This window comes from Paenibacillus sp. FSL R7-0302 (assembly GCF_038006885.1).
Lineage (GTDB): Bacteria > Bacillota > Bacilli > Paenibacillales > Paenibacillaceae > Paenibacillus_AQ.
On the sequence record NZ_JBBOWB010000001.1, the window covers coordinates 193842 to 208479 of the forward strand.

The window sequence follows — 14638 nt, forward strand, 5'->3', positions numbered from 1 at the left end:
CTCGAAATCAATGCCCAAATCCATAGCGCGTCAAGGAGGGGCGCAGCAGCCCCGCACTCCGGGACCGCGCCGCTTCGATCCGCTGGCGATGCTCAGCAACTCCGAAATGCAGGCTGCTCTGGGGAGCGGGCTGATTATGCTCATAGCCTGGGCCGTCAGCGGCTGGTCGGAGGTCTTATCCGTAATTCTCTATGTGATCTCTTACACCCTGGGCGGCTGGATGAAGGCGAAGGAAGGCGTGGAGACGCTGGTCAAGGAACGTGACCTGGATGTCAATCTGCTGATGATTGCCGCTGCGCTGGGTGCCGCCTCAATCGGGTACTGGAATGAAGGGGCAATGCTGATCTTCATCTTTGCCCTGAGCGGGGCGCTGGAGAGCTACACCATGGAGCGCAGCAAGAAGGACATCTCCGCCTTGCTGGCCCTCAAGCCTGCCACAGCGGTCCGTATTGAGCAGGGCGCGATGAGTGAGGTAGCTATTGATCAGCTCATGCTGGGAGATCTGCTGCTGATCCGTCCGGGTGAGCTGGTTCCTGCTGACGGCAAGGTATGCCGGGGGGAGTCGTCTGTGAATCAGGCCTCCATCACGGGAGAATCGCTTCCCGTAGACAAAACTGCCGGCAGTGAAGTATTCGCCGGTACTGTTAATGGAGAAGGCCCTCTTTATATAGAAGTGACGAAGACTGCCGAGAATACGCTGTTCGCCAAAATCATCCGCATGGTGGAAGAGGCAGAGAACGAAGTGCCGGATTCGCAGCGTTTTATCAAACGGCTCGAATCCGTGTATGCCCGCATTGTCGTGGCTGCGACAGTCCTGCTGATCACCTTGCCGCCGTTTGTGCTGGACTGGAGCTGGAGCAATACGTTCTACAAGGCCATGGTGTTCCTGGTCGTGGCTTCCCCGTGTGCGCTGGTATCCTCAATCATGCCCGCTATGCTGTCAGCCATCTCCAAGAGCGCCCGCAAAGGCATCCTGTTCAAAGGCGGGGTTCATCTGGAGAATATGGCGCGGACCTCGGTCGTTGCTTTTGACAAAACCGGTACCCTGACGGAAGGCATCCCGCAGGTCACGGACTTCATCGCCGGAGAAGGCTATGTGCGGGAAGAGCTGCTGGCCGTGAGCGCCTCCATTGAGAAGCTGTCGGGGCATCCGCTGGCAGAGGCCATTGTCGCGCTGGCGGAAGCGGAACAGATCGGACTGCGGGATATTGAAGAGAGCCAGTCGGTCACCGGCTGGGGAATTGAAGGCGTCATAGACGGCCAGCTGTGGAGGATCGGCAAGTCGAATCTGCTGGATGAAGCGGAAGGGGAGGCTGCCGGGGCGGATACGGAAGACTGGAAGACTCTGCGCAGCAAGCTCGAACAGGAAGGCAAAACGGTATCGCTGATCCTTGCCGGAGAGACCATCGCCGGAATGATTGCTCTGCAGGACACGGTGCGCCCCCAGGCGGCAGCGGCCGTGCGCAAGCTGCATGATCTGGGGATCAAGGTAGCGATGCTGACCGGTGACCGCGAGGCTACAGCCCGGGTCATTGCGGGTGAGAGCGGCGTCGATCTCGTGTTCGCCGGGCTTTTGCCGGAAGATAAGGTATCACACATCAAGGCGCTGCGGGAGCAATACGGTCATGTCATCATGGTAGGCGACGGGGTGAATGATGCGCCTGCGCTCGCAACCGCAACAGTTGGCATGGGCATGGGGATGAAGGGCAGCGGGGCTGCTCTGGAGATTGCCGATGTGGTGCTGATGAATGACAACATTGAGGAGATTGCCGGGACGATTGCCCTGGCGCGCCGGACGCAGCGGATTGTGAAGCAGAATATGATTTTTGCCGTAACGGTCATTGCCGCCTTGATGATCAGCAACTTTGTGCAGGGGATTGCGCTGCCGTTCGGGGTGGTCGGGCATGAGGGAAGTACGATTCTCGTCATCCTTAACGGCCTGCGTCTTTTGCGTTAACACTTTAGATTGCTTAAAATTGAATTGTTCACAAAAAGGAGCGTTTACAACGGGTCTGGCATATTGACAACTCCCCTTGAGGTGATCATAATAAATACTAGATTATAATTATTTTAAATAAGGAATGGCGTCTTTTCCGTCCATCTCAAGGGGGATATCATCATGTACAAATCAATTATTGTCGGTACTGGACCGGCCGGATTGACAGCTGCTATATATTTGGCCCGGGCGAACCTGAACCCGCTCGTGATCGAAGGTCCGCAGCCAGGCGGACAGCTTACGACTACAACGGAGATCGAGAACTTCCCGGGATTCCCGGAAGGCATTCTGGGTCCCGATCTGATGGATAATATGCGCAAGCAGGCTGAGCGTTTCGGCGCACAGTTCGTGACCGGCTGGGTGAACAGCGTGGAGCTGGGCGACCGTCCGTTCAAGCTGAACGTGGAGGGTATGGGCACACTGATTACGGATACGCTGATTATCTCAACGGGTGCCACAGCTAAGTATCTCGGCATTCCCGGGGAGCAGGATAACATCGGACGCGGGGTCAGCACTTGTGCTACCTGTGACGGATTTTTCTTCCGCGGCAAAGAGATCGTGGTGGTCGGCGGCGGCGATTCCGCGCTTGAAGAAGCGGGCTTCCTGACGCGTTTTGCTTCCAAGGTAACCCTGGTGCACCGCCGTGAAGAGCTGCGGGCCTCGAAGATTATGCAGGACCGTGTCCGCGATAACGCCAAAGTGACCTGGGGATTGAACCGTACCCCTGTTGAAGTGATTGCCGGAGACAAGGGGGTAACCGGTCTGAAGGTGATCAACAACGAGACTGGCGAGGAAGAGTTCATTGAAGCCAGCGGGGTATTCGTGGCGGTTGGCCATCATCCGAATACGTCATTCCTGGGCGGACAGATCACTACAGATGCGAACGGTTATATCGTATCGAATCCCGGAACCTCCGAGACGAACATTCCCGGCGTATTCGCCTGCGGCGACGTGCAGGATACCCGTTACAGACAGGCCATTACGGCGGCAGGCAGCGGCTGTATGGCGGCTATGGATGCCGAGAAATATATCGAGAGTCTGGAGCACAGCGCAGTAATTATGTAAGTCCTGCATTTGGAGAAGCAGGGATTCCGGTGCTACAATAGAGCTCAGAGTCTAATACTTAGATACGAGGAGGAAATCATACTATGGAGAATGTAATTGTGTACACATCGACGAATTGCCCGCATTGCCGTCAGGTGAAAAGCTTCCTGAGCGATAAAGGAGTAGCGTACGAAGAACGCAACATCGAGCAGAATGAAGAGTACGCCCAGCAGGTGTGGGATATGGGCATGAGAGCTGTGCCGATTACGGTGATCGGGGATATGAAGATCGTCGGTATGAACAAGACCAAGTTCGACAAGGCTTTGGCTGCAACAGAATAATAGCCGGCAGTCCTGAAATAAATAGAGCCGCTTCCCGGAGGGAGGCGGCTTTTTGCGTGCGTACGAAGGAAAAACAACATTTAAATCTGCCCGTTGGCCTGCTTCAGCGAATATGAACAATCTTAAATGCTGCTTCTCCACTTGCTTGCGTCATTCCTGTCTGCCTGCAGGCCTCAGGTAAGAGACATGAACATCTGAAAGACAGCATAGACGGCAATGCCGCTGGCGATAAGGAGGAATCCCGATTTCTTCCGCGACTGGAACAGACGCAGGACACCGAGGCTGACGAGCGGAGCAATGATGAGCAGCAGCAGCAGCACCGCGATGAACATCTTCGCCGAAATATCAGACGTATCAACATAAGTCATGGATTCTCTCTCCATTTCAGAAAAAAGGGTGTGGTGACAAATGTCACACAAGTATCCTTATTATATAGGATAGCCACTCCTTTTAGAGCAGGAAATGCAGAAAAAAATGCGGCGATTTTAAGAAATATAAGAGTTTAAGAGTCTATAGAGTGACGCGGATGTTGCCCAGAAAATGCATCACCGCTGAAAAACCCGCTCCAATCATGGTTCCCCGGCTTCCCAGCCTGGAGAAGGTGATTTCAAGCTGCTGCTTGTGGTAGGGGAGGGTACGCTCAGCTACGACCCGGCGCAGCGGCTCGCCGAGCCATGGCTCCGCCTCCGATAGAGCGCCGCCGATCACGATCAGCTCAGGGTTGAAGCTGTTGATCAGATTGGTCACTCCGATCCCCAGATACTCGCCGATGGAGTTGAAATGGCTTAGCGTATCGGGCTGCCCCTCAAGCGCATACTTGACCAGTCCGGTCGTTGTGCGGGCCGGGAGGGAGAGGCCGGGGTTATCATAGGTTTTCTCGGAGGCGTACAGCTCCCAGCAGCCCCGGCTGCCGCAGCTGCAAGGCTTGCCTTCCGCTTCAATCGTCATATGTCCAGTCTCACCCGCATAGCCGCGCGCACCCTTATACAATTCTCCGCCGATAATAATCCCCGACCCGATCCCCGAGCCGGCGCTGATATACAGCAGGTGGCGCACATCACGCGCCGCCCCGAAGTTCAGCTCACCCTGGGCGCCTGCATTGGCCTCATTATCAATGGTGACCGGCACCGCGAAGGCGCTTTCCAGAATCGAACGCAGGTCTACCATCTCCCAGCCCAGGTTGGGAGCGAACAGGACAACGCCTTGCTCATCGACCATTCCCGGGACACCGACACCGATGCCGACGAGTCCGTAAGGAGAAGGCGGAGCCGTAGCGATCAGCTCCGAGATCATCTGCTGCATCTGCCCGAGCACATAAGGGAAGTCGTGATTCTCCAGCACACTGTCCCGTTCATGAAGAATGCCGCCCCCCAGGTTGCAGAGTACGGCCTTAAGCTGTTTCACGCGCAGCTCGATCCCGATCACACTACCCGCCATTTCGTTAAAATGCAGCATCAGCGGCTTACGCCCGCCGCTGGATTCTCCGGGTCCGGCCTCAGTAACCAGCGACTGCCCGCATAGCTCGGCTACCAGATTGGAGACGGTAGCTTTATTCAGGCCTGTCACCTCGGATACCTTGGCCCGCGAGATGGGGGAATGCATACGGATGGTATGTAAAATAATCGATTTGTTTATTTTTTTGACCAGCGCCTGATCACCGGTAACTTTCAAGCAGCACACTTCCTTTTACAATATAAGAATTTATCAGAATAGAACCGACAGATTACGGGGCCCTTGCACAGACGGGAAGAGGGTAGCTGTGAAGCCGCTCTCCGCTGCGCGGGTATGCCCCCTAGTCTAGAATGAAGAGCGTAAAAATGCAACTGTATCCGTTGGATCAGGACGATCCGAACGTTACATATTTTTAAATAACTGGAACTTATAAAGGTGAATATAAGCTCCGGTAGACACGCGAAACAGCGGGAAAAATAAAAATAAAAAAACTTTGTTTAACCAATATACAAAGTCAAAGAGATGTGTTAAGATGATGCTGTAAACGCTTGCGGGCGAAGCAAAATATCGAGGAGGATTTTACAAATGGCTTATTTTGAAACAGTGAGCAAGATCTCTTACGAGGGAAGCCGTTCCACCAACCCTTATGCATTCAAATTCTACAATCCGAAAGAAATCGTAGCCGGCAAAACAATGGAAGAACACCTGAAATTTGCAATGGCTTACTGGCATACATTAACAGCTGGCGGTTCCGACCCGTTCGGCGCTGAAACTGCAGTCCGTGCTTGGGACAAACTGAGCACACTAGACAAGGCTAAGGCCCGTGCAGAAGCAGCATTCGAATTCATGGAGAAGATGGACCTGCAGTACTACTGCTTCCATGATGTGGACATCGCTCCTGAAGGCGCGTCCCTGCGTGAATTCTACAGCAACATCGATACCATCGTAGACATCCTTGAACAAGGCATGAAGGCTTCCGGCAAAAAACTGCTGTGGAACACTGCCAACATGTTCACCAACCCGCGCTACATGCACGGTGCAGGCTCCACCTGCAACGCTGACGTATTCGCACACGCTGCTGCACAAGTGAAGAAGGGTCTGGAAGTGGGTAAACGTCTGGGCGCTGACAACTATGTATTCTGGGGCGGCCGTGAAGGTTATGAGACACTGCTGAACACCAATATGCAGCTGGAGCAGGACAACATTGCCCGCCTGTTCACCATGGCTGTTGATTATGCGAAGGAAATCGGCTTCGACGGCCAGTTCCTGATCGAGCCTAAGCCGAAAGAGCCTACCAAGCACCAGTATGACTTCGATGCAGCAACTTGCATCGCCTTCCTGCAGAAGTACAACCTGGATAAGCACTTCAAGCTGAACCTTGAAGCTAACCATGCTACACTGGCTGGCCACACGTTCGAGCACGAGCTGCATGTAGCCCGTATCAACGGCATGCTAGGATCACTGGATGCGAACCAGGGCGATCCATTGCTCGGCTGGGATACAGATGAATTCCCTGCAAGCATCTATGATGCTACACTGACTCTCTATGAAGTACTGAAGAACGATGGTCTGGGCAAAGGCGGAATCAACTTTGACTCCAAAGTACGCCGTCCTTCCTTCGAGCCTGAGGATCTGTTCCTGGCACACATCTCCGGTATGGACGTATACGCTAAGGGCCTGAAGGTAGCTGCCAAGCTGCTTGAAGACGGCGTATTCGAGAACTTCATCGCTGAGCGTTACAGCAGCTTCAACGAAGGCGTTGGCGCTGACATCGTATCCGGCAAAGCGACACTTGCTTCGCTGGCTGACTACGCGCTGAACAACGAGAGCCCGCGTCCGAACAAATCCGGACGTCAGGAACTGCTGAGAGCTACACTTAACCAGTACATCCTGACTGCTGAGTAAGACGCTGCCGGATTTGCGGGATTGCCCGCAGATTCATTAGAGCATACACGCAACGGGGGTTGCTGAAGAGAGCATTCTTCGGCAGCCCCTTTTTAATACGGAATAGCGGGGTAACCTGAGTAGCAGGGATGTGTGAGTGTATTTTGTGCAATAGAATGCCCTGCTTTCGCTGGAAAATAGCATTCTGCTGTATTTCGTACAATAGATGTTTGAGGATCATGTTCAGAACAGCCTTTTCAAGGAATTCTAGTGTACAAAATGCAATAGCTCACGATTTTCGGCTGATTTAAGTGGAATCTATTGCAGGAAATACAATCGCCTTAGCCGGACCCTTATGTGGAGGCGCTTGTTATAAGGTGAAGCATCTCGTTGCATGTTCACTTGGAACCACAATCCATAAATAGCTGTACGGCTGAACTGAATTCACTTCTATAGTTCTGAAGTTGTACCAGTTATATTGCGGAGATGTTCCAAGAGAAGTAATGCTTCATATAACTAAGCAGATGCTTACGAAGCGAGTTTTGCTTGAAGTGACTACAGGAAGCAGAAGCTCGCAAAACTTTTAGGAGGCTAACTATGAAATATGTAATCGGTGTCGATCTTGGAACCAGCGCGGTAAAGACTGTACTGGTAGATCCCCAGGGCAAGGTTGCTTTCGAGCACTCTGAAGCGTATCCGCTCAGCAGACCCCAACCGAACTGGAGTGAGCAGAACCCGGAGGATTGGGTGAAGGGAACCATCGCCAGCCTGAAGCGTCTGATGGAAGTATCGGGTGCAGAGCCTGCACAGATCGACGGCATCAGCTTCTCCGGCCAGATGCACGGGCTTGTGCTTGTTGACAGTGAAGGCAAGGCGCTGCGTCCCGCCATTTTATGGAATGATACGCGTACGACTGCGGAGTGCCGTAAGATTGAGAAGAAGCTCGGCAGCAAGCTGATCGATATCGCCCGCAACCGCGCGCTCGAAGGCTTCACGCTTCCGAAGATTCTGTGGGTCCAGGAGCATGAGCCTGAGGTGCTCGCGAAGGCTGCATTGTTCCTGCTGCCGAAGGATTATGTGCGCTACCACCTGACAGGTGACTACGCCATGGACTACTCCGATGCAGCCGGAACCCTGCTGCTCGACGTAGGAGCGAAGCAGTGGAGTGCAGAGATTGCCGGAGCGTTCGATCTGCCGGTCTCTCTCTGCCCGAGACTCGTGGAATCCTTCGAGCAGACCGGAACCCTGCTTCCGGCGGTGGCCGAAGCCTCCGGTCTGCTTCCTACCACCAAGGTGTTCGCCGGCGGGGCAGACAATGCTTGCGGCGCACTGGGTGCCGGCATTCTGGGTGAAGGCCGGACGATGTGCAGTATCGGCACTTCCGGTGTGGTATTGTCCTACGAGAGTAACAAGGATCTTAACCTCGAAGGCAAAGTGCATTTCTTCAACCACAGTGAGAAGGATGCCTTCTATATTATGGGTGTTACCTTGGCAGCAGGACACAGCCTGACCTGGTTCAAGGAGACCTTTGCAGCAGACAAGAGCTTCGACGAATTACTGCGGGGAGTGAACGAAATCCCGGCTGGCAGCAGCGGTCTCTTGTTCACCCCGTACATCAGCGGGGAACGTACACCGCACCCGGATGCGAGCATCCGCGGCAGCTTCATCGGTATGGATTCCGGACATACCTTGTCCCACTTTACCCGGGCTGTGCTGGAAGGCATCACGTTCTCGCTGCGTGAATCGATTGAGATTGTGCGTGAATCCGGCAAAGAGATTACCGAGGTCGTGGCGATCGGCGGCGGTGCGAAGAATGAAGCCTGGCTGCAGATGCAGGCTGATATCTTCGGCGCTACGATCATCAAGCTGGAGAGCGAGCAGGGTCCGGCTATGGGCGCAGCTATGCTGGCAGCCTATGGCGCAGGCTGGTTCGAGTCCCTGGGTGAATGTGCGGAAGCCTTCATCCGTCCGGCAGAGACCTATACTCCTAACGCAGAGCAGGCGGGGCTCTATGACGGGATCTTCGCTTTGTACCAGGATGTATACGGACAGACCCGCGGGCTGAATGAGAAGCTGGCCTCTTACCGCAAATAGAATATCCGCATGGAATGACTGCCATCCTGTATAGGGTGGCAGCTTGTTTTCTTTATACGCGTTATGGTATAAGCTTTGCTGTAGAATCTGTTATAAGCTCTGTGAAGGGAGGCACCCTATTGATCAAAGTACTGATTGTGGATGATGAGCCCAAGCTGAGGGAAGGGATGCGCACCTTGATTCCCTGGGAGGAAGAGGGGTATACCGTGGTGGCGACAGCGGCTAACGGTTATGAAGCGCTGGACAAATTCCGTGAGCTGGACCCTGGACTTGTAATTGCAGATATTCGTATGCCGGGGATGAGCGGGCTGGAATTGATTGCTGAGCTGCGCAAGGAGAATCCGGGCTGCCATGTGCTGATTCTGAGCGGCTATGCCGATTTTGAATATGCGAAGCAGGCTATTTCCTATCATATTGACGGATATTTACTCAAGCCGGTGGATGAGGAGGAGCTGATCAGCTATCTACAGGAGCTGCGGGAGAAAATCAGCCTGGAAGAACGGATCAACGAATGGCAGGCTCTGGAGCCGGTAAGAACCACCGAGGTGCTGGTGCGGGAGCTGCTGCAGTCGAAGGAAGCCGGAGAGGCGGCTGCCGAGTTGGGCCTGGGGGACAGCAGCTGCGAAGTAGTGCTGCTGGAATTGAAAGGGCTTAACAAGGGGGAGGATGCCCGCGAAGAGTCGGTGAAGGGGCTGATGGAGCGGCATTGGCAGGAGCAGGAGGAGCGCGGTTTCTTCTTCACCCTCCCCCCGTATATGGGAATTCTGCTGAAGGAGCCGCTCGGGGATGAACGCGCCCGGGCGGCGCTCTGGCAGGAGCTGCACTACCTGATCTCGAAGGAGGGTCTGGAGTTCGTGGCCGCAACGGGCGGAGCGGCTGTCCGGCCGGAGGAGGCCGGAGAGTCCTTCGGGGCTGCGCGCGCCCGGCTGGAGGATGCCTTCTTCGGGCAGAAGAACACACTTCTCTGTGGAATGCCGGACCTGTGGGAGGAGTCTGCACAAGGCGCGGTTGAACCGGAGGAGGAGCTGGACCCCGAGCGTGATATCGAGGTGCAGCTGCTGCTGGCAGTAGAGGCTGGCAGTAGCGAGGTGGCCAGGGAGCTTACGCTGCAGATTATCCGCCAGCTGGTGCATACCCAGCGGGACGAGACTTATATCAAGGACCAGCTGCTGCGGATTGTCAGCAGCACGATTGCCCGGCTGGAGGCGGCGAGTCCCGAGCTGCGCCCGCTAATTGCCGGACAAGCCTCGCCGATGGGCGAGGTCTACAGCAGCAGGTATCTGCATGATGCAGAGCGGCTGGTGTCGGGCTATATGGAGCAGCTCTCCAGGCTGACGGGCAGCGGAAGCGGACGCGGTGATGAGATTAAGCGGATCACGGATCTGATCCAGCGGCGGTATAAGGAGAATTTGAAGCTGGGCACACTTGCGGAGATTTTTAACTACAATAGCGCCTACTTGGGTAAAATGTTCAAGAACCAGGTGGGTGAGCACTTTAACACCTATCTGGATAAGGTGCGGATCGAGAAGGCAAAGCAGCTGCTGACCCAGGGCATGAAGGTCTATGAGGTGGCCGAGCAGGTCGGTTACATGAACTCCGATTACTTCAACGCCAAATTCCGCAAATATGTCGGCGTCTCCCCAAGCGCCTACCGCAAGGAGAACTAGTCTTATCTAAGAAGCGCTAAAGCACTTAACGAAAAGCAAAAAGAAGCGGAGGGGAAATTTGGAACTGTAGGAGCGTTAGCGACCGCCTTTGTCTCCGGATGTTATCTGCTGCAAGCAATATAATTAACAACATCTGGAGACAACAGCGGCCGGAAGTCCAAATGTTCACCGCAGTGACGACCAAGCTTAGAGTTCAAATCTTTTAGTGGGCCTTATTTAGACCAGCGTCAAGCTTGCAGAAAATCAGGTATGAGGCTTATGATATACAGGCTGTTCCCCTTCTTGCAGAAGACCGGGAGCAGCCTGTTTGTATAGAGAGGGGAGATTGATATCAAGAAGCTGGTGCGGATGGTCAATAACATGAAGCTGAAATACAAGCTGATCTTCTTTTATATCATAGTGGTGATGATTCCCGTGCTGATTGCAGGGGTAATTCTGACGAATTATTTTCGGGAAGGCGCCTTGAACAGAGCGATAGATCAGGCCACCAACAACGTGGAAAAGATCAAAAGCCAGTTGTACAGCAAGCTGCGTGTCCCTACAGATATTTCGAATCTGCTCTATTTCGATGAGGATCTGGAGCGGCTGGTCAATACGCATTATCCGAGTATCCTGGAGCTGACCAAGGCTTATCTGAATTATACCGACCTCAAGGAATATGTGCTGCGGTACCGGGAAATCTCCAATATCCGCTTTTTCATCGATAATCCCACACTGGTGGATGATATGTCCATCGCGCCGGTAACGCCGGAGATCCGTACGAGAAACTGGTATACACAGGCTATGCAGAACAATCAGATCTACTGGATGTATATCCACGACAAGGACCCTTATATCAACAGCCCCAAAGGGACCATCAACAAGCTGAGCCTGGTCCGCCAGGTGCCCTACCCTGAATACAGCAAGTCGGGAGTGCTGATGGTGCAGGTGAATCAGGATGAGCTGAACCAGATGCTGCACCAGGAGCCGTTCGAGACCATCATTGTCGATGAGCAGGGCTATATTGTGTCCGCCAAAAACCCGCAGCTGGTAGGCAGCACGGTGGATACTTTTGACATAGGGATAAATGTGCAGTCGCAATCCAAAGGTGTGTTCATGACCCAGGTGAAGGATAAGGATTCCTACGTCATGATCGATGAGATGATCCCTGAGCTGAGTGTCAGCAAGCTGAAGATCATTTCCGTGTTTGAGACCAAAAGCATTCTGAGCGATGCCAATAAGGTGAGTCAGCTGGGTCTGTTTATCGTAATCGGGGTGCTGCTGGTTGCGCTTGTACTGGTCTATACTATCTCGCTGCTGACGAGCAACCGGCTGCTGCGGCTGAGCCGCCAGCTCAATCAAGTGGCCCTCGGGAACCTGAACGTCGTCTCCCACATTGACGGAACAGATGAGATCGGCCAGCTGTCGCGCCAGTTCAACTACATGGTAGCCAGCATCAACCAGCTGATTACCCAGGTGATAGAGAGCAATGAGAAGAACAGCACGCTGGAGATTGCGCAGCGGGAGATTAAGCTGAAGATGATGGCCAGCCAGATTCATCCGCATTTTCTGTTCAACGCACTGGAGTCGATCCGGATGAACGCCCATCTGCGGGGAGAGAAGGAGATCGCCAATATAGTCAGGCTACTGGGCAAGCTGATGCGCAAGAATCTGGAAGTAGGCCGGGAGAGAGCGCCGATCAAGGAAGAGATTGAGATGATCCGCTCCTATCTGGAGATTCAGAAGTTCCGGTACGAGGACAGGCTGGAGTATGAGATTACCTTCGATCCCGCCGCCGCTGAGGTGATGATCCCGCCGCTGATTATCCAGCCGCTGGTGGAGAATTCTGTCGTTCACGGTCTGGAGAACAAGGAAGGCACGGTGCATGTCAGTATCGCCATTACCCTCAGGGAGAATCAGGAGATTCAGGTGATTGTAATGGATGATGGGATCGGCATGAAGGAAGGACGGCTGTCCGAGATTATGGAGGTCATCACCAAGGCAGAGGAAGAAGAGCAGGGCCGGATCGGGCTGCGCAATGTGCAGCAGAGACTGACCCTGTATTACGGAGCAGAGCATGGGCTGAACATCTCCAGCCGGGAGGGAGAGGGGACCCGGATTACATTTTCAATCCCTAAGGGCAGTGATTTGAAGGCTTAAGGGGATACAGGCGGGGAGAATGTCTAATTTCTATAGGTTTTTACGTGAAATCTGTTGGGTATTCTCGCCCCCGGCGCTGGGATAAGATAAAGCTATCAAAGCGAAGGGGGAATAATGATCGTGAAAGCGCTCACTGAAAGCGGTGTTACAGCAAATGAAAGCGTAACCCCCCGCCCACCTGCGAAACGGAATAGTGGATTTTGGAAAAGCGTACTCCAGCAAAAGTACTTATACCTGATGTCCCTTCCATTCGTAATCTGGGTATTTATATTCAGCTATGTGCCCATATGGGGATGGCTAATGGCCTTCCAGAATTATAAGCCGGTCAGGTCGTTCAGCGAGCAGAAATGGGTCGGACTGGACAACTTCAGGGAGCTGTTCCAGGATGAACGCTTCTACCTCGTATTAAGAAATACACTGGCGATGAGCATGCTGGGACTGATCTTCGGCTTCGTGGTTCCTATCCTGTTCGCCGTGATGCTCAATGAGCTGCGCGGCAACGTCTTCAAGAGATCGGTCCAGACGATATCTTACCTGCCCCACTTTGTATCCTGGGTCGTTGTAGGCGGGATTGTCTACAAGACGCTTGCGATTGACGGGGGGATCGTGAATGATCTGCTGCTCTGGATGAATGTGATTGATGAGCCGATTCAGTTCATGGCCAAAGGGAAATACTTCTGGGGAGTCTTAACGGCTGCTGACATCTGGAAGGAAACGGGCTGGAACGCGATCATCTATCTGGCAGCGATTACAGGCATTGATAAAGAGCTGTATGAAGCGGCCAAAGTGGACGGTGCAGGACGGGTCAAGCAGATGTTCAATATTACGCTGCCGGGTATCCGCACAACGGTGATGGTGCTGCTGATTATGAATATCGGCCATCTTGTCGGCATCGGCTTCGAGAAGCAATTCCAGCTGCAGAACAATATGGTTACCGATTATTCGGAAGTGCTGGATTTGTATGCGCTTAAATACGGGATACAGATTGGACGGTTCTCCTACGGTACGGCGATAAGCATGTTCACCTCGGTAGTGAGTGTCATCCTGCTGTTTACCGCCAACGGTCTGATGAAGAAATTTGCCAAAGAAAGCATTATGTAAGGAGGGGATCATCCATGAGCAGCAAAGCTTTTCAAATGTCAAAAGGTGAACGTATTTTCGATATTTTTCTCTACATCGCTCTAATTCTGATTATGATTGTGACGTTATATCCCTTTCTGAACGTGCTGGCGATTTCCTTCAATGAATCTACAGATACAGTCCGGGGCGGCATCTATATCTTCCCGCGGGTCTGGACTCTGGAGAATTACCAGCGGATATTCAGCTATACGGGCCTGATTCAAGGCTTCAAAATATCGATTCTGCGTACCCTTTCCGGTACTCTTCTGGGGCTGATCAGTGCTTCCATGCTGGCCTTTACGCTCAGCCGTCCGGAGTTCAGAGCCAGAAGATTCGTCTCGGTATTCCTGGCCCTGACCATGTACTTCTCCGGCGGTATGGTGCCGATGTACATTCTCATGAAGGACCTGAATCTGATCGGAACGTTCTGGATCTACATCCTGCCGGGTATGGTATCCGCGTTCAACGTCTTCATTATCCGCTCCTTCATGGACGGGCTGCCGTTTGCTCTGCAGGAATCCGCCAAGCTGGACGGCGCGAATGACTTTATGATTTTCTACAAAATCATTCTTCCGCTCTGTAAGCCGGTGCTGGCTACCATCGCCTTGTTCCTGGCCGTGGGGCAATGGAATGAGTGGTTCACCACCTATCTCTACAACGGCAACAAGCCGCATCTGACTACGCTGCAGTTCGAGCTGATGAAGGTCCTGTCTTCGACCAATCAGGGCAGCGGCATGGCAAATGCGAATGATATGGCCAGACAGATGGCGCAGATTTCACCGGAGTCGATCAAGATGGCGATTACGATTGTCGTAACCGTGCCGATTCTCGTGGTCTATCCGTTCCTGCAAAAGTATTTTGTCGGAGGTATGACGCTGGGTGCAGTCAAGGCTTAAGCCTTC

The 14638-nt window shown here is 53.4% G+C and carries 11 protein-coding genes; 9 read left to right on the forward strand and 2 right to left on the reverse strand.

All coding sequences use genetic code 11. The annotated features are described in order from the left end of the window. The first annotated feature begins 10 nt into the window (after positions 1-10). The 3 genes from MKY96_RS00835 (at position 11) to MKY96_RS00845 (ending at position 3381) form a co-directional block, all read left to right on the forward strand. Complete coding sequence (locus MKY96_RS00835) at positions 11-1957, forward strand: heavy metal translocating P-type ATPase (RefSeq protein WP_445671408.1); 1947 nt, start codon at positions 11-13, stop codon at positions 1955-1957. 162 nt (positions 1958-2119) lie between these two features. Beyond that, a complete protein-coding gene (gene trxB, locus MKY96_RS00840; RefSeq protein ID WP_340937956.1) occupies positions 2120-3061 on the forward strand; it encodes a thioredoxin-disulfide reductase in 942 nt (313 codons plus the stop codon). Between the two features lie 83 nt (positions 3062-3144). Beyond that, positions 3145-3381, forward strand: a complete 237-nt coding sequence (locus MKY96_RS00845) for a glutaredoxin family protein (protein WP_036694922.1) — start codon at positions 3145-3147, stop codon at positions 3379-3381. A gap of 173 nt (positions 3382-3554) precedes the next feature. Here the strand turns inward: MKY96_RS00845 and MKY96_RS00850 are convergent, their stop codons facing one another. After that, positions 3555-3749, reverse strand: a complete 195-nt coding sequence (locus tag MKY96_RS00850; RefSeq protein ID WP_036694925.1) for a hypothetical protein — start codon at positions 3747-3749, stop codon at positions 3555-3557. 142 nt (positions 3750-3891) lie between these two features. Further along, positions 3892-5052: an ROK family transcriptional regulator gene (locus tag MKY96_RS00855; RefSeq protein WP_340937958.1), complete on the reverse strand. Its 1161-nt coding sequence runs from the start codon at positions 5050-5052 to the stop codon at positions 3892-3894. Between the two features lie 366 nt (positions 5053-5418). On the opposite strand from MKY96_RS00855, the gene xylA reads away from it, so the two are divergent. The 6 genes from xylA (at position 5419) to MKY96_RS00885 (ending at position 14632) form a co-directional block, all read left to right on the forward strand. Continuing rightward, positions 5419-6738: a xylose isomerase gene (gene xylA, locus MKY96_RS00860; protein WP_340937959.1), complete on the forward strand. Its 1320-nt coding sequence runs from the start codon at positions 5419-5421 to the stop codon at positions 6736-6738. 576 nt (positions 6739-7314) lie between these two features. After that, positions 7315-8811 (forward strand): xylulokinase, encoded by a 1497-nt coding sequence (gene xylB / locus MKY96_RS00865; protein WP_340937960.1) that lies wholly within the window; start codon positions 7315-7317, stop codon positions 8809-8811. A 119-nt stretch (positions 8812-8930) separates the two neighbouring features. Then, positions 8931-10478 (forward strand): response regulator transcription factor, encoded by a 1548-nt coding sequence (locus MKY96_RS00870; RefSeq protein ID WP_340937962.1) that lies wholly within the window; start codon positions 8931-8933, stop codon positions 10476-10478. 360 nt (positions 10479-10838) lie between these two features. Next, positions 10839-12617: a cache domain-containing sensor histidine kinase gene (locus tag MKY96_RS00875; protein ID WP_340937963.1), complete on the forward strand. Its 1779-nt coding sequence runs from the start codon at positions 10839-10841 to the stop codon at positions 12615-12617. 114 nt (positions 12618-12731) lie between these two features. Further along, a complete protein-coding gene (locus MKY96_RS00880) occupies positions 12732-13718 on the forward strand; it encodes an ABC transporter permease (RefSeq protein ID WP_081751337.1) in 987 nt (328 codons plus the stop codon). Between the two features lie 14 nt (positions 13719-13732). Then, positions 13733-14632: a carbohydrate ABC transporter permease gene (locus MKY96_RS00885; protein WP_340937964.1), complete on the forward strand. Its 900-nt coding sequence runs from the start codon at positions 13733-13735 to the stop codon at positions 14630-14632. Positions 14633-14638: the final 6 nt, after the last annotated feature.